Origin of the sequence: Corallococcus silvisoli, from assembly GCF_009909145.1 — a bacterium.
Classification (GTDB): Bacteria; Myxococcota; Myxococcia; order Myxococcales; family Myxococcaceae; genus Corallococcus; species Corallococcus silvisoli.
Map to the genome: position 1 here is coordinate 21,944 of NZ_JAAAPJ010000030.1, position 15,525 is coordinate 37,468.

Annotated in this window: 11 protein-coding genes; 8 read left to right on the plus strand and 3 right to left on the minus strand. The window is 72.1% G+C overall.

Annotated features, from left to right (window positions below; translation table 11 throughout):
• Positions 1–18: 18 nt before the first annotated feature.
• Entirely contained in the window at positions 19–846 is an 828-nt protein-coding gene (locus tag GTY96_RS36345; protein WP_143903355.1) for an alpha/beta fold hydrolase, read from the minus strand.
• A 155-nt stretch (positions 847–1,001) separates the two neighbouring features.
• On the opposite strand from GTY96_RS36345, the gene GTY96_RS36350 reads away from it, so the two are divergent.
• Entirely contained in the window at positions 1,002–3,059 is a 2,058-nt protein-coding gene (locus tag GTY96_RS36350) for a HEAT repeat domain-containing protein (protein WP_143903353.1), read from the plus strand.
• A gap of 4 nt (positions 3,060–3,063) precedes the next feature.
• Here GTY96_RS36350 and GTY96_RS38470 read toward each other — a convergent pair whose 3' ends face one another.
• Positions 3,064–3,189 carry a hypothetical protein gene (locus tag GTY96_RS38470; RefSeq protein ID WP_268904003.1) on the minus strand — a complete coding sequence of 42 codons (126 nt, stop codon included), beginning with the start codon at positions 3,187–3,189 and terminating at the stop codon, positions 3,064–3,066.
• 319 nt (positions 3,190–3,508) lie between these two features.
• Between GTY96_RS38470 and GTY96_RS36355 the strand changes: the two genes are divergently transcribed.
• The 7 genes from GTY96_RS36355 to GTY96_RS36385 all read left to right on the plus strand — a co-directional run bounded on the left by GTY96_RS36355 (position 3,509) and on the right by GTY96_RS36385 (position 14,890).
• Positions 3,509–5,029 (plus strand): FG-GAP-like repeat-containing protein, encoded by a 1,521-nt coding sequence (locus tag GTY96_RS36355; RefSeq protein ID WP_161667106.1) that lies wholly within the window; start codon positions 3,509–3,511, stop codon positions 5,027–5,029.
• Positions 5,030–5,200: 171 nt separating this feature from the next.
• Positions 5,201–6,814 carry a TolC family protein gene (locus GTY96_RS36360; RefSeq protein ID WP_161667107.1) on the plus strand — a complete coding sequence of 538 codons (1,614 nt, stop codon included), beginning with the start codon at positions 5,201–5,203 and terminating at the stop codon, positions 6,812–6,814.
• Positions 6,802–8,004, plus strand: coding sequence for an efflux RND transporter periplasmic adaptor subunit (locus GTY96_RS36365; protein WP_143903347.1), 1,203 nt, complete (start codon positions 6,802–6,804; stop codon positions 8,002–8,004). The genes GTY96_RS36360 and GTY96_RS36365 overlap by 13 nt, the downstream gene beginning before the upstream one ends.
• 9 nt (positions 8,005–8,013) lie before the next feature.
• Positions 8,014–11,214: an efflux RND transporter permease subunit gene (locus GTY96_RS36370; RefSeq protein WP_143903345.1), complete on the plus strand. Its 3,201-nt coding sequence runs from the start codon at positions 8,014–8,016 to the stop codon at positions 11,212–11,214.
• Positions 11,215–11,301: 87 nt separating this feature from the next.
• A complete protein-coding gene (locus GTY96_RS36375) occupies positions 11,302–13,173 on the plus strand; it encodes a cyclic nucleotide-binding and patatin-like phospholipase domain-containing protein (protein WP_161667108.1) in 1,872 nt (623 codons plus the stop codon).
• A complete protein-coding gene (locus GTY96_RS36380) occupies positions 13,170–14,138 on the plus strand; it encodes a 3-oxoacyl-ACP synthase III family protein (RefSeq protein ID WP_161667109.1) in 969 nt (322 codons plus the stop codon). Before GTY96_RS36375 ends, GTY96_RS36380 begins: the two co-directional genes overlap by 4 nt.
• Positions 14,135–14,890, plus strand: a complete 756-nt coding sequence (locus GTY96_RS36385) for a lysophospholipid acyltransferase family protein (RefSeq protein WP_143903339.1) — start codon at positions 14,135–14,137, stop codon at positions 14,888–14,890. The genes GTY96_RS36380 and GTY96_RS36385 overlap by 4 nt, the downstream gene beginning before the upstream one ends.
• Here the strand turns inward: GTY96_RS36385 and GTY96_RS36390 are convergent.
• On the minus strand, positions 14,872–15,414 hold the full coding sequence (locus tag GTY96_RS36390) for a DUF2378 family protein (RefSeq protein WP_143903337.1): 543 nt from the start codon (positions 15,412–15,414) through the stop codon (positions 14,872–14,874). The two genes, GTY96_RS36385 and GTY96_RS36390, sit on opposite strands and share 19 nt — an antisense overlap.
• Positions 15,415–15,525 lie beyond the last annotated feature (111 nt).

Here is a 15,525-nt window from a genome sequence, read left to right on the forward strand (position 1 = left end):
AAGGGGGGTAACGGCGCCTCAACCGGTGTGCGCGGCGCCGGTGGAGGCATGCCGGGTGAGGAAGGGGGCGAGCTCCGCGTTGACGAGCGCCGGCTCCTCCACGCACGAGGAGTGGCCGCCGCGCGACAGGCGCACCAACTGAGAGCCGGGGATGAGCGAGTGGATCCGCTCCGCCTTCGCGGGCACCGTGGCGCGATCCTCCTCGCCCACGACGACCAGCGTGGGGGTCTGGATGCGCGGCAGCTCCTCCGCGACGCCCTTGCGCTTGAGGACGCCGTTGACGGCCCGCCAGATGTCGCGGCGGTTCTCGCTCAGGCGCGCGCGCCACAGCGCCCGCTCCGCCTGGCGGCCCGGGTCGGTGAGGAACGACGTGCCGAACATGATGCGCATCACCGGCGTGCTCACGGGCCCAAGCCCCAGGTAGCGCGCGACCAGGTTGAGCACGGTGTAGCGGGGCACGTTGGCGGGCGGCTCGGGGTCCGCGGAGGTCTCCAGCAACACCAGCGAGCGCACCAGGTCCGGACGCCGCGCCGCGAGCCGCATGCCCACGAAGCCGCCCATGGACAGGCCCACGAAGTGGACCGGTGCCACGCCCAGGGACTCGATGAGCGCCACCGCGTCCGCGTACACCGTCTCCATGTCGATGGCCGGTTCGGGCGGCACGTCGCTCTGGCCCTGCCCCCGGTGGTCGTACGCGATGCAGCGGAAGCGGCCGCGCAGGGCCTCGACCTGCGGGTCGAACAAGCGCGTGCTCCACAGCAAGCCGTGGCTGAAGAGCACCACGTCCCCAGCACCGCCGGTGTCCTCGTAGTACAGCCGGGTTCCATTCACGGACCGCATGGGCATACACGGACCTCCCTTCGCCAGCCGGGACCCTAGTCCATGGTTCGCCGGGAACGCAGTCCTACCCGGGAGGGCAGTGTCCACTGGAGGAGACGGGAACACGCGGGGCACCGCTTGTGCCGTCCGGCGCTTGGGAGGAGCATGGGTGGCACCTCCGGATGCGCACCTCTCGCCCTGTCCTCGTCACCGTCGCGGTGGTCGTCCTCGCCGTGGGCCTGTTCCTCGCACTGCGCTCGTCAGCGCCCTCCGCGCCACCAGCGCCAGCGCCAGTGGTTGCCCAGGCTCCCGCGCCGCCGTTGGACGCGGGGAGCACGGTGGCGCCGGCGCCGGTGAAGACGGTGGAGGCGCCGCCCGCGAAGCCGAATCACTTCGTGGGCTCGCAGGTGTGCGCGGACTGCCACGAAACGCAGCACGCCGGCTGGAAGCACGACTGGCACGCGCGCGCGCTTTCGCCCGCGGCGAAGCCATACGTGGTGGGCACGTTCGCGGCGGGCACGCATTTCCAGGGCGAGTCCAGCGAGGCGTGGATGCGCCGCGACGGGAAGAACTACCTGATGCGCACCAAGGGCGCGGACGGGAACCTGGGCGAGTGGCCGGTGCAGTGGGTGGTGGGCGGCAAGCGGATGCAGGACCCCATCACGCTGCTCCCGGACGGGCGCTGGCAGGTGCTGCCGGTGTACTTCCACGTGACGGGCAAGGGCGAGTGGGTGGACTACTCGGAGAAGAAGCAGGGGGCGCTGGCGCCGGACCACCCGTTCTTCTGGGCGAACTTCCGCCGCAGCGCGCAGCATGCGTGCCTGGATTGCCACGTGACGGGGCTGGACACGCGCTATGACCGGGCGAGCCACCAGTGGGAGACGAAGTTCGCGGACGCGGGCGTCGCGTGCGAGTCCTGTCACGGGCCCGGGGGGCGGCACGCGGAGTCGCAGGCGCCGGCGGACATCATCCAGCCGCGGAAGCTGCCCAAGGAGGAGGGCTTCGCGGTGTGCGCGCAGTGCCACGGGCCGCGCCGCACGCTGTTCCCCATGCTGGACGCCGAGCACCGCTTCCAGCCCGGCCAGCGCTATGACGCGAGCTACCAGCCCATGGTGCTGCTGGTGGGCAACGAGCGCTCCGGTGACTTCTTCACCGACGGGCGCCCCAGCACCTCCAGCTTCGAGTACCAGGCGCTCATCCAGTCCCAGTGCCACCTGAAGGGAGGGGCCACGTGCCTGACGTGCCACGCGGCGCCGCACGACCCGAGCGCCCCCAACGAGGTGAAGAAGCCGAAGACGGCCGTGGCGCGCACGGCGGTGAACGCGGCGACGTGCCAGGGCTGTCACGCGGAGGTGATGGCGCAGGGAGAGAAGCACACGCACCACAAGGCGGCCGCGGCGCAGGACTGCCTCGCGTGTCACATGCCGCCGGTGGTGTCGGGCGTGCTGGACCACTTCGCGGACCACGCGCTGGACGTGCCGGTGCCGCGGAACACGGCGCGCCATGACGTGCCCAACGCGTGCAACACCTGCCACACGAAGGAGACGCCGGACGCGATGGAGCAGGCGTTGACGAAGTGGTGGCCCCAGGCGGAGGTGCGTCAGCAGCGGCGGATCCGGCTGGCGGACGCGTTCGACGAGAAGACGGCGGCGGCAAGCCGGGGTTCGCTGGAGGCGGTGCTGGCGGACACGGCGGAGGCGGCGACGCTGCGGGGCGTGGCGGCGCAGCTCCTGGCGCGCCGGTTCAAGCACGACGCGGTGCCGGCGCTGCGGGCGGCGCTGAAGGGCACGACGGACAGCACGCTGCGCTCGGACATCATCGACGGGCTGGGCAGCGCGAACGCGCGTGAGGCGACGGAGGACCTGGTGGCGCTGTTGCAGGATGGCTCGCTGTGGGTGCGGCAGGGCGCGGCGCTGACGCTGGCCGCGTTCGGAGACCGGCGGGGCGTCCCCGCGCTGGAGATGCTGGCCCAGGCGCCGGAGACGCGGGGGCTGGTGCAGCCGCACGTGATGCTGGGGCAGCTGGCGATGCGCCGCCGGGACGTGGCCACCGCGACGCGCGAGTTCGAGCAGGCGCTGGACCTGCAGCCCTACAACGCGGATGTGCTGGTGCGGCTGGCCGACCTGTACATGGTGCAGGGCGACGTGGCGAAGGGCCGCGAGCGGCTGGAGGAAGCGCTCCGCTTCGACCCGCAGAGCCGCCCCGCGAAGCAGCGGCTGGGCATGATGCCGGCGCCGTGAGCGCTCAGTTCCGGACGGCGAGGATGCGCCGCCCCGGCACGTCCACGGCGTAGGTCGCGCCCATGTCCATGAGGGGCCCCTGCTTCTCGCAGAGCTGGGGCTTGAGCGCGCGCGGATGGAGCGCAGGCACACAGCCAGGGGCAGCCCGCGCATCCAGCGCCCCCCGTGTCGCGGATATCCAGACGTGGATTCCTTCCTCCCAAGCACTTGAGAGGAATTGAACCTTCGCCCAACCCCACCGGGAAGTCGCACCGTCGCTCGGCGGAGATGGCGCTCAACCTCGTCACGGTGCGGGCGGAGGAGGAACAGACCAGGGCGGAGCTCCGCGACGTCATGCCCTCTGGCGCACGGACCTGAACTCGCTCCCTCCCTCCAGGACAGAAGCCCTTCCGACGCACGCGACGCACCTTGGGCCGACCCCTGTTGCAACCCACGCGTCAGGACGTGCCATGAACTCGCGAATCAGGAAGCACCCCCGCTCCTCTCCGCAGACCCTCCTGTGCCTGGGATTGCTGGGCCTCTCCGCTCCCGCCTGGGCGGCGGCCCCCCTCGGCTTCGCGCCCCCCGTGAACAGCGTCACCTCCCCGGGCCCCGAGGCCGTCACCGTGGGTGACTTCAACGCCGATGGACGGCTCGACGCCATCACCGCCAACCCCTCCGACAACAGCCTCTCCGTCCTCCTGGGCAACGGCGCCGGCGGCTTCGCCCCGGCCCCGAAGCGCGTGCCCTTCAACCCAGACACCTTCCCCAACGCCGTCATCACCGGCGGCTTCGGCGGGGCCAACACGCTCGACGTCGCGTACGTGGGCACCCGCGTCCTCGAGACGCTGAACGGCGACGGCGTGGACGGCTTCACGTCCTCCAGCCAGACCCTCATCCTCCCCCAAGGGGAATCCCTGCGCGGCATCACCTCCGCGAACTTCAACGGAGACACGCGCATCGACGTGGCGACCCTGTCCGCCCAGCCGCGCGTCGTCATCCTGCTCAACCAGGGGACGGGGGCGCCGCCGCAGACGCTCTTCCTGCCGCTGTCCGCGCCCGCCGTGGACCTCGCGGCGGCGGACATCACCGGTGACGGACACCCAGACCTCGTCACCGTGGACGCCTCCGGCCTCGTCACCCTCCTGGGCGGCAGGGGCGACGGCGCCTTCTATCCAAACAAGACCTATCCCAGCGCCGGGGGCGCGACCCGCGTGCTCCTGGCGGACGCCACCGGGGATGGCCGCAAGGACATCCTCGTCGCGGGCAACGGCTTCGTGTCCGTCCTGCCCGGCAACGGCAACGGCGAGTTCGGCGAGGCCCGCACCCTCTCCACCCAGGTCAACGCCACCGCCTTCGCGGCCGCGGACCTGAACCTCGACGGGTTCGTGGACGTGGCCCTCGCCTCCAGCGCCGCGTCCGGCATCACCGTGCTCCTCAACCCGGGCGACGGGGTCTTCGGTCAACCCACGACCCTGCCCACGAACCACCCGGTCTCCGCGCTGACGACGGGCGACTTCAACTCCGACGGGAAGCCGGACCTCATCGCGGCCCAGCGCGCGGGCAACACCGTCTCCGTGTTCCTCAACACCTCCACGGCGCTGAAGGCGGACGCCCGGGTGCAGCTCTTCGCCGGGCCCAACCTGGGCCTGCTCACGCCCTACATCCGCTACGAAGTGCGCGTCACCAACAACGGCCCCGCGGTGATGAACGCCGCCACCGTGCGCTCCGCCCTGCCCGCCGGTCTGTCCGCCAGCTCCAGCGAATGCACGGCGTCCTCCGGCACCGTCACCTGCGGCTTCGGGCCCCTGGCGGTCGGCGCCACCCAGTCGCGCTTCTTCACCGTCCCCCTGGGCCTGCTCAACATCGGGCTGCCGTACACCGTGACGGCCACCCGCGTGGCGGGGGAGCCCGAGGATCCGAACGCCGCCAACAACCAGGACTCGCGCCGCTGCACCGCGATCAGCATCCTGCTCGTCTCCTGCGATTGAGGGCCGCGGCCCTGGCATGTCCTGGGTCCCGCGGTGCCATCCGGGACCCCGGGCATGTCTGTCCATTCACTGATGAGCAGTCACCCGCATGTCTGTGTTGTCCATTGGAGCAGTGGGGGCGCGAACCCGTGGCGGGGGGGTGGCTTCGCCCCTACCTGGGGAGCACCCCTTATGAACGCACTTCTGTTCGCAGCCCTGCTGGCCCAGACCGGAACCCCCGGCGCGGTTCCCGCTCAGCCCGGCTCCGGACACCCCGTGGCCCTGGCGCAGAACACCGCGCCCATGCAGCGCGCCCCCCAGGCTCCCGCGCCGGCCACGCCCACCGCGCCCGCGACGAACGCGCCCCCGCCCACCGCGCCGGCCCCCAACGCGGCCTCGCCAAACACGCGGGCGCCTGTCCCCCGCGCGCCGAACGCTCCCGCACGGGAAGCCCCTCGCGCCGGCACGCCCGCGGCCCAGGACCCGGACTCCGTCCCGGAGGTGCCACCCCCCTTCCACGCGGACGTGTCGGATCCGCTGCTGGCGCCGGTGCCTCCCGCCCCCCTTCAGCTCCAGTCCTGGAACGAAGCGCTCACGCTGCTGCGCCAGCGCTCCACCGACCTCCAGGCGGCGCTGGGCCAGGTGGAGGCGGCCGCGGGCGCGTGGCGCATCGCGCTCTCCAACCTGCTGCCCAACGTCAGCGGCAACCTGTCCGCCCAGTACAACCTGCTCAACCCGAGCTTCATCTTCTTCGACGGGGGGACGGTGCCGACGAGCGGGGCCGGCAGCACCCCCACGGACCTGCTGGGCGTGGGCGTCCTCAACGCGACCGTGCCGGTGGTGGACCTGGCCAGCCTCTATGCCCTGGGCAGCGCGAAGCAGACGCGGCGCACCGCCGCCCTGTCCCTGGCGGAGACGCGCCGGCAGCTCACCCGGGGGCTCGCGCAGGCCCTGGTGTCGGTGTCCTCCATGGAGCGGCTGGCGGAGGTCAACCGCGTCAACCTGCGCACCGCGCTGGAGCGGCTGTCGCTCGCGCAGCGCCGCTTCGACCTGGGCGCCGGCACCCGGCTGGACGTCGTGCGCGTGGAGCAGGACGCGCAGACCGCCCGCCGCAACCTCGTCACCGGTGACGAGAACCTGCGCAAGGCCCGCGAGTCCCTGGGGCTCGCCCTGGGCACCCCGGGCGCGGTGGGGCTCAGACAGGGCCTGGAGCTGACCACGCTCCTCCAGGGCACGAGCCAGTCCTGTCACACGCTGGAGTCGCTGTCGAACCGGGCGGACATCGCCGCCTCGCGCTCCCGGCTGCTGGTGGCGGAGCGCGCCATCGGCGAGGTGAAGCGGCAGTACGCCCCCACCCTGGACCTCACCAGCGGCACCTATGCCTTCACCGTCAACCCGGGCTTCGCCAAGGTCCCCATCTGGAACGTCGGCGCCAGCCTGGTGCTGCCCTTCTGGGATGGCGGCGCGCGCGAGGGCCGGATGCGCCAGGCGCGCGGCCAGCTGGAGCAGGCCCACGCGGACATCACCGCGCGCGAGCGCAACATCGCCGTGGAGGTGACGCAGGCGAAGCGCGCCGTGCAGGTGACGCTGGCGACGCGCGAGTTGGCGGACCGCGAGCGCCAGCTGGCGGAAGAGAATGACCGGCTCACCCGCCGCAGCTTCGAGGTGGGCACCGGAACAAGCCTGGAGCTGGTGGAGTCGGCCGGGGCCCTGCGGCAGGCGGAGCTGGATCTGGTCATCACCGACTTCCAGTTCCACCAGGCCCAGGTGGATGCATTCCTGTCGGAGGCAGCATGCGATTGGTGAGGGGCGGTTGGGGTACGTGGGGGCTCGTCCTCGCGCTGGCGGGAGCATGCAGCGGCAAGGACCCCGGCCAGTCCACGCCCGGCGGGGGGCCGCAGGCGGGCAAGCAGAGCCAGGGCGGCGGCAAGCCCGTGTCCGTGCAGGTGCTCCAGGTGAAGCCCGGCACGGTGCGCGACATCGGCGAGTACGTGGGCACGCTCATCTCCCGGCGCAGCATCACCATCTACCCGCAGGTGGCCGGCTACGTGAAATCCATCCCCATCCGCCCTGGCGTCCCGGTGAAGACCGGGCAGGTGCTGCTGGTGGTGGATCCGCGCCAGGAGCAGGCCAACCTGCGCGCGACCCAGGCCCAGAAGTCCTCCGCCGTCGCCAGCCGCGAATACGCGCGCCGGACGCGCGAGCGCAGCGCGCAGCTGCTCAAGGAAGGGCTCGTCAGCCGCCAGGACTACGAACAGGCCGTGGCCCAGGCGGAGCAGGCCGACGCCCAGGCCCAGGCGGTGGAGGCGCAGATCCAGAACCAGCAGGTGCAGCTGGGGTTCTTCAACGTGAGCGCCCCCTTCGACGGCGTCGTCGGCGACATCCCGGTGAAGCTGGGCGACTACGTCACGCCCCAGACGGGCCTCACCATCGTGGACCAGGCCGAGCTGCTGGAGCTGTCCGTGCAGGTGCCGGTGGACCAGGCCGCGCGCGTGAAGCTGGGCCAGACGCCGCTGGAGGTGGTGGACGTGGACGGGAAGGCGCTCGTGCGCGCGCCCGCGTTCTTCATCGCCAGCACGCCCAACCCCACCACCCAGCTGGTGGAGGTGAAGGCCGCCTTCCGGAACACCGGAGGGCTGAGGGCCGGCCAGCTGGTGCGCGCGCAGCTGGTCTACGACGTGCGCGAGGCCTTGACCATGCCCACCACCGCGGTGACACGGCAGGGCAGCCAGTCCTTCGCCATGGTGGTGGGCCAGGGCGACGCCGGCACCGTGGCGAAGCGCCAGCCGGTGACGCTGGGGCTCGTCGAGGGCAACGACTACGAGGTCCTGAAGGGCCTGGACGCGGGCACGCAGGTGGTCATCAGCGGCGTGCAGCAGCTGCGCGACGGCATGCCCATCCAGCCCAGGCCCGCAGAACCGAAGCAGGGCCAGAGCGAAGCCATGCCCCTGCCGCCGCCACAGGGCACGGGCGGCGGCGCGGACGCGGGTCGGTAGGGGGCCGCCATGCACTTCTCCGACTTCTTCATCCGGCGCCCCGTCTTCGCGAGCGTGGTGTCCATCCTCATCACGCTCGTGGGCGCCATCTCCATCCCCGGCCTCCCCATCGAGCAGTACCCGGAGCTGGCGCTGCCGCAGGTGCAGATCACCGCCACGTACACCGGCGCGTCCGCGGAGACGGTGGAGAGCTCCGTCACCACGGTGCTGGAGCGCCAGCTCAACGGCATGGAGGGCATGCGCTACCTGGCCTCCACCAGCACCGACGACGGCCAGTGCTCCATCATCGCCACCTTCGACCCGTCGCGAGACCCGGACCTGGCGGCGGTGGACGCGCAGAACCGCGTGGCCACCGCCACGCCGCAGCTCCCCGCGCAGGTCAACGCCCTGGGCATCACCGTGCGCAAGGCGCAGACGCAGCTGCTCGTGGCCTTTGGCATCTTCGACAAGGAGAAGCGCTACGACCCGGAGTTCCTCAGCAACTACGCGGACGTCTTCATCCGCGACGCGCTCCTGCGCGTGAAGGGCGTGGGCGACGTGCGCATCTTCGGCGAGCGCCGCTTCGCCATGCGCCTGTGGCTGGACCCCACGGAGCTGGCCCGGCGCAAGCTCACCGCCCAGGACGTGGTCCTCGCGCTGCAGGAGCAGAACGTCCAGGTGGGCGCGGGCAAGGTGGGCCAGGCGCCCACCGCCAGCGACCAGGCGTACCAGCTGTCCCTCCAGGTGAACGGGCAGCTGTCGTCCGCCAAGGAGTTCGAGAACATCGTCGTGCAGCGCGGGGCGGACGGCGCCCTGGTGCGCATCCGCGACGTGGGCCGCGCGCAGCTGGGCGCGGAGAGCTACACGCAGCTCCTGCGCTTCGACGGGCAGGACGCGGTGGGTCTGGGCATCACCCAGCTGCCGCGCTCCAACGCGCTGCAGGTGCGCGAGGGCGTGGAGGCGGAGCTCAAGCGGCTGTCGGTCAACTTCCCGCCCGGCCTCACCTACAAGGTGGCGTTCGACACGACGCTCGCGGTGAGCGCGTCCATCCGGGAGGTGCTCCAGTCGCTGGGCGAGGCCATCCTGCTGGTCATCATCGTCATCTTCATCTTCCTGCACGGCTGGCGCAGCGTGCTGGTCGCGGTGACGACGCTGCCGGTGTCGCTGGTGGGCACGTTCATGTTCGTGAACGCGTTCGGCTTCTCCCTCAACACGCTGACGCTGTTCGGCCTGACGCTGGCCACGGGCCTGGTGGTGGATGACGCCATCGTCGTCATCGAGAACGTCGAGCGCGTGATGGAGCACGACAAGCTGGACGCGCACACGGCCACCTCCCGAGGCATGCAGCAGGTGTCCGGCGTCGTGGTGGCCACCGCGCTGGTGCTCTCCGCGGTGTTCATCCCGGTGTCGTTCTTCCCCGGCACGACGGGCGCCATCTACCGCCAGTTCGCCCTCACCATCGCCTTCTCCATCAGCCTCTCCGCGCTGGTCGCCCTCACCCTGTCCCCCGCGCTGTGCGCGCGCCTGCTGCGCGCCAACGAGGGCAAGAAGTTCCTGCTGGCGCGCAAGTTCGACGACGGGCTGGATTCGCTCCGGCGCGGCTATGGGAAGCTGCTGGGCTTCATGCTGGGCAAGGCGCGCTGGCTCGTCGTCGCCGCGTTCGTCGTGTTCCTCGCCGCCACGGGGCTGCTCTACCGCTCCGTGCCCAGCGGCTTCATCCCGGACGAGGACCAGGCCTACCTCATCGTCGCGGTGCAGGGCCCGGAGGGCACGTCGCTGGAGTACACGCGGCAGGTGCTCCTCCAGGTGGAGGCCATCCTCCACAAGCAGCCGGAGGTCATCGACATCTTCACCGTGGGCGGCTTCTCCCTGCTGGGCACGGGCGCCAACTACGGCTCGCTCTTCATCAACCTGAAGCCCTGGGAGGAGCGCAAGAAGAAGGAGGAGAGCGTCGCGTCCATGGTGGAGCGGCTGCGCGGCCCGCTGTCGCAGGTGGGCGGCGCGCGGGTGCTGCCGCTGCAGCCGCCCGCCATCCGGGGCGTGGGCAGCGTGGGCGGCTTCGAGTTCGTGCTGGAGGACCAGGAGGGCGCCCACTCGCTGGAGGAGCTGGCGCAGGCGACCCAGGCGCTGGTGGGCAAGGCGAACCAGGAGCCCCGGCTGCGCGGCGTGTTCTCCGCGTACTCCGCGGGCTCGCCCCAGCTCAACATCGAGGTGGACCGCGAGAAGGCCAAGGCGCAGGGCGTGCCCCTGAGCGCGGTGTTCTCCACGCTCCAGGTGTACATGGGCAGCCAGTACGTGAACGACTTCACCTTCGCCAACCGCGTCTACCGCGTGTTCGTGCAGGCGGCCATCCCCTTCCGCGACAACCCGAAGGACATCGGCAGCTTCTACGTGCGCTCGGACTCCGGAGGCATGGTGCCGCTGGAGGCGCTGGTGAAGCTCACCCCCGTCGCCACCGCGCAGACCATCAGCCACTACAACCTCTTCCGCGCCGCGAACATCAACGGCCAGGGCCGGCCCGGCGTCAGCACGGGCCAGTCACTGCAGATCATGGAGAACCTGGCCCAGCAGACGCTGCCCCCCGGCTTCACCTACGAGTGGACCGGCCTGTCCCTGGAGCAGAAGAGCGCGGGCAACACGGTGCTCGTCATCTTCGCGCTGGGCATCATCTTCGTCTTCCTGGTGCTGTCCGCCCAGTACGAGAGCTTCGCCCTGCCCTTCGTCGTCATGCTCGCGGTGCCCGTGGCGATGCTGGGCGCGCTGCTCCTGCAGACCCTGCGCGGGCTGGTGAACGACGTGTTCTGTCAGGTGGGCCTGGTGATGCTGGTGGGGCTCGCGTCGAAGAACGCCATCCTCATCGTGGAGTTCGGTGAACAGCTGCGCGCCCAGGGCCAAGGCGTGGTGGAGTCCGCCATCAACGCGGCGGAGACGCGGCTGCGCCCCATCCTGATGACGTCCTTCGCGTTCCTCTTCGGCGTGGTGCCGCTGATGCTGGCCAGCGGCGCGGGCTCCGCCGCGCGCAAGTCGCTGGGCACCACCGTCTTCGGCGGGATGCTCTTCTCCACCTTCGTCAACCTCATCTTCATCCCGGTGCTCTACGCCATCGTCGAAGGCGCTCGGACGAAGATCCTGAAACATCGAAAGCACGGCAACTCCACGGGCGGTCCACCGTCCCCGCCGTCGCCGCCACTCCCTCCCGAGGAGGAGCCGCCGCGACCCCAGCCCGCGTAGAAACCAGTCGGGAAGGACCCGCACTGCGAGCAAGCACTCTGGTGCGCTATCCGGCGCCGGAGCGCCTTGGTTATCCTTGGCCGACGCATGGCTTCTCCCCTGACTGTCGATGAGCGGCGTCGGTGGCTGTACACGTTGAAGCAGGCGCCCGCGCTGCGCCACACCCGCGCGTCCGTCCTCCTTCGCCTGCTGGGAAGGGCCCGGCTGGTGGAGCCCGCCGCGGGTGACGGCGTCTGCCGGGAAGGCGAGGAGGTGGACGGCATCTACCTCCTGCGCTCGGGCGAGTGGGAGGTGACGGCGGGAGGGTCCGTGCTCTTGCACCTGCGCTCGGGCATGTCGCTGGGCGTGGAGGCGCTCGCGCGGGGCACGTGGCCCGTCACGGTGACGGCGCGGTCCGCGTCGCACGCGCTGTTCATTCCCCGCGCGGAGCTGGACGCCGTGGCGGCCGCGCCCCGTCACGGCGGGGCGGGAGCGGGGAGCGGGCCGCGCGCGGAGGTGGTGACGTTCCGGACGCAGGGCCTGGAGCTGCCGCCCGCGGTGCTGTCCACGCTGGTGGAGCTGGTGGCGAAGGTGATGGTCCACGACTTCGGGGACCGGGTGCTGCTGGTGCGCGCCGGGACGAAGCGGACGGAGGGCGCGGTGCGCGGCGCGGATGGCGTGTACCGCCGCGCGGTGGGCCCGCGTACGCGGGAGGCCGGGGGCGCGCCGTTCGTGGCCCCGGACGAGGACTTCGACTGCGTGCTGGTGGACGGGCTCGCGGTGCCGGAGGGCCTGGCCACGCGCGAGGTGCGGCTGGTGCCGCCCGAGGGCGAAGCGGACGCCGGGGAGCTCTCGCGAGCGCCGGTGCTGTCCACGGTGCTGCTGTCGCCGTGGCGCTCGCAGGGCAGCCCGACGCTGCGGGGCCGCTCGCTGCCGGACGAGGACGGCTGGGACGAGGCCGCGCCGCCGCCCGGGTGCCGGCTGCGGCTGGACTGGGAGCGGCTGGTGGCGCGCAGGGGGGATTCGCGGCCCCTGGCCGCGCTGGGGCTGGACGCGGGGACGCGGGATGCGCTGTCGCGGTGGGCGCGCGCCATCACCGGCCGGCGCGTGGGGCTGGCGCTCAGCGGCGGCGGCGTGTGGGGCTTCTACCACGTGCACCTGCTGCGGCGGCTGGCGGCGCTGGACGTGCCAGTGGACTTCCTCAGCAGCTCCAGCATGGGCTCCCTGGTGGGCGCGTACTTCTGCGGCACCGCGCGCGACGGGCGCGAGGGCCTGGATGGCCTGCGCCGGCTCCAGCACCGCGCGAAGGTCGGGCACCTGTCCGCGGCGGCGCTGTCCTCCGTCGTCACCACGCAGGCCATGGAGTGGCTGGTGCGAGGCGACCTGGGGGACCTGGCGCTGGAGGAGCTGCCCACGGCCTTCCTGCCGGTGACGACGGACCTGTCCACGGGCCGGTGCGTGGTGCTGGAGAAGGGGCCGCTGGCGCTGGCGGTGCGCGCCAGCGGTTCGGCGCCGGGCGTGTGGGCGCCCACGCTCCAGCCGCCCGCGCGCTACGTGGACGGGGCCTTCACCAGCATGGTGCCGGTGGACGTGCTGCTCGACGCGGGCGCGGACCTGGTCTTCTCCAGCAACATCTTCCCCATGGGCCACCACCACGCCGCGCGGCCGCTGCTGCCCGGGGCGGTGGGGCTGTTCCTCTCCGCGCTCAACCCGGTGGCGCGGGCCAAGGACCTGCTGGCCAGCGGCGTGCTGCTGCTGCACCGCAGCGGCGACCTGGAGTCGGCGCGCGGGGACCTGCGCTATGACGTGGGCCCGCGCGACCATCCGCTGCTCGGGTCCATGCGCTTCTCGCACGTGGACGACGTGCTGGACGAGGCCGCGCGCGACATGGACCTGGAGCAGAAGCTGCTGGAGCTCAAGCAGGCCTGGGAGTCGCTGCGCGTGCGCCGCAACACGGGCGGCGGAAGGAGGGCCGCGTGATTCCCGTCCGCATCCTGGGCACCGCGAGCGTGCTCCCCGGCCCGCCGGTGACGACCGCCGCGCTGTGCGAGCGCGTGGGGCGCGACGCGGCGGAGGTGGAGAAGAAGACGGGCATCCGCACGCGGCACTTCGCCCCGGCGGGCACGCGGGCGGCGGACCTGGGGGCGCAGGCCCTGCGAGGCGCGCTGGAGGCGGCGGGCCTGGAGGCGTCCGCGCTCAAGCGCATCCTCTTCGTGTCGTCCATGGGCGGGGACGTCACCACGCCGGCCAACGGCAGCCGGGTGGCGGCGGCGCTGGGGCTGTCGGGCACCTGCGACGCCATGGACGTGGGCAACGCGTGCATGGGGTTCCTGAGCGCCTTCGACCTGGCGGCGCGCTCGGTGGCGACGGGGCTGGGGCCGGTGGGCGTGGTGTCCGTGGAGCTGCTGTCGCGCACGACGCGGCCGGAGGACCCCCGGCCCTACCTGGTGCTGGGCGACGCGGCGGCGGCGGTGGTGCTGGGCGACGCGCGGCCGGGCGAGGGCGTGCTGGGCGCCGCCTTCGGCAACGACGGCACGCTCCCGCCGGACGTCGTGCTGGAGAACCCGCACATGACGGGCCGGCCGGAGGGCATGCGCTTCCTCACGCCATCCCGGGACATGACGCGCGTGGCGCTGGGAGCGCTGAAGCGCGCGGCGTCGGAGGTGCTTCAGCGGGCGGGGCTGACGGTGGCGGACGTGGCGTGGGTGCTGACGCACCAGCCCAACGGCAGCATGCTCGCGGCCATCCTCCAGGCGCTGGAGGTGCCGCCCGAGAAGAGCGTGACGGTGGTGGACACGGTGGGCAGCGTGGGTTCCGCGTCCCTCGGGACGGGGTTGGACCGGCTGTGGCGCACGCGGCCGGTGAAGCCCGGGGACCGGGTGCTGCTGGTGGGCGTGGGCGCGGGCGTGGCGCACGGCGCGGTGCTGTACCGGGTGGGCGGATGACGGCGGTGGCCGTGGCGGCGAGGGCCGCGTGGCTGGGGACGTTCCGCCTGCTCCAGCGCTACCACCGCTACGAGGTGGTGAACCTGGAGCCGCTCCTGAGGCCGGGCGCGAAGCTGCTGGTGGGCTACCACGGGCGGCCCCTGGCCACGGACCTGTGCATGCTGACGGTGACGCTGCACGACCGCCTGGGCTACCTGCCCCACGGCATCGCGCACGGCGCCTTCGACAGCATCCCCGGCATGCGGCAGGTGGCGGACGGGCTGGGCTTCGTCACGGGCGACGGGCCGCTGCTGGAGGAGGCGGTGGCGCGGGGCGAGCATGTCCTGGTGCAGCCGGGCGGCACGCGCGAGGGCTGCCGCGACTTCCGGCACCGCTACCGCGTGGACTGGGGGGACCGGCTGGGCTACCTGCGGCTGGCCGTGCGCCACCGGCTGCCCATCATCCCCATCGCGGGCCACGGCATGGACGACGCGTACGTGGGGCTGAATGACGGCTATGCCTGGGGCAAGCGCGTGGGGATGCCAGGACGTCTGCCGTTGTGGCTGGGCGTGGGCGCCACGGGGTTGTGGCCCCTGTCCCTGCCGTTCCCGGTGAAGATGACCCAGTGGGTAGGAGAGCCGCTGGCGTCCCATCTGGTCCCGGGCTTCGACGCGGGAGACCGGGAGTCCCTGCGGGCGGTGCACCGGGAGGTGACGGGCGCCGTGCAGGGGCTGCTGGACGCGGCGCGCGGCGGCTACCAGCGGACGCGGTAGGTGGCGGCGCGGCCCTCGCGCAGCTCCACCACCGTGGTCAGGCCCTTCACGCCGGTGGTCAGCGTTCCGAAGTGACAGATGGCGCCGATGAACTGCGGGTACGTCCCGCCCTCGTTCACCTTGATGCGGTAGTCCCGGTCCGCCAGCCGGTCCACCTCCACGTGGAGGAAGTTGCTGCCGGAGGCCAGGTTGCGCGACGTGCGCTCCAGGGCCCGCGCGGGGCCCAGCAGCTTCAGCACGCCGTGCAGCGCGCGGCCCATGTTCGTCTCGAAGTAGCCCGTGACGAACCGCTCGCCCAGCAGCCACTGCGCCTCGCCCATGGGGACGCCCGGGAACAGCTCCTCCGCGCCAATCTGGAGCAGCCGCTGCCAGATGGCGTTGGGATACGCGGGCTCCAGCTTCCGGTCCAGGTCCAGCCCCGCGGCCTTCAGCTTCGCGCGCAAGGGGCCTTCCAGCCGGCCCTTCAGGGCCAACAGCAGACCTTCGACCGTATGGCCGAAGACGATCTCGGACGGGTTCGACACAAGGGGCTCCTGTGACACGTCTCGGGGGATGACGTGGCTCGGTGCCCACTGGTTAGACCGTCGCGGACTTGTGAACAACCCCTACATCCCCAGGGTGATGACGATTTCGAC

Coding starts and splice junctions, on each gene's coding strand:
- GTY96_RS36355 (WP_161667106.1), top strand. CDS start 3,509: ATGAACTCGCGAATCAGGAAGCACCCCCGCTCCTCTCCGCAGACCCTC.
- GTY96_RS36360 (WP_161667107.1), top strand. CDS start 5,201: ATGAACGCACTTCTGTTCGCAGCCCTGCTGGCCCAGACCGGAACCCCC.
- GTY96_RS36375 (WP_161667108.1), top strand. CDS start 11,302: ATGGCTTCTCCCCTGACTGTCGATGAGCGGCGTCGGTGGCTGTACACG.
- GTY96_RS36370 (WP_143903345.1), top strand. CDS start 8,014: ATGCACTTCTCCGACTTCTTCATCCGGCGCCCCGTCTTCGCGAGCGTG.
- GTY96_RS36345 (WP_143903355.1), bottom strand. CDS start 846: ATGCCCATGCGGTCCGTGAATGGAACCCGGCTGTACTACGAGGACACC.
- GTY96_RS36365 (WP_143903347.1), top strand. CDS start 6,802: ATGCGATTGGTGAGGGGCGGTTGGGGTACGTGGGGGCTCGTCCTCGCG.
- GTY96_RS36350 (WP_143903353.1), top strand. CDS start 1,002: ATGCGCACCTCTCGCCCTGTCCTCGTCACCGTCGCGGTGGTCGTCCTC.
- GTY96_RS36385 (WP_143903339.1), top strand. CDS start 14,135: ATGACGGCGGTGGCCGTGGCGGCGAGGGCCGCGTGGCTGGGGACGTTC.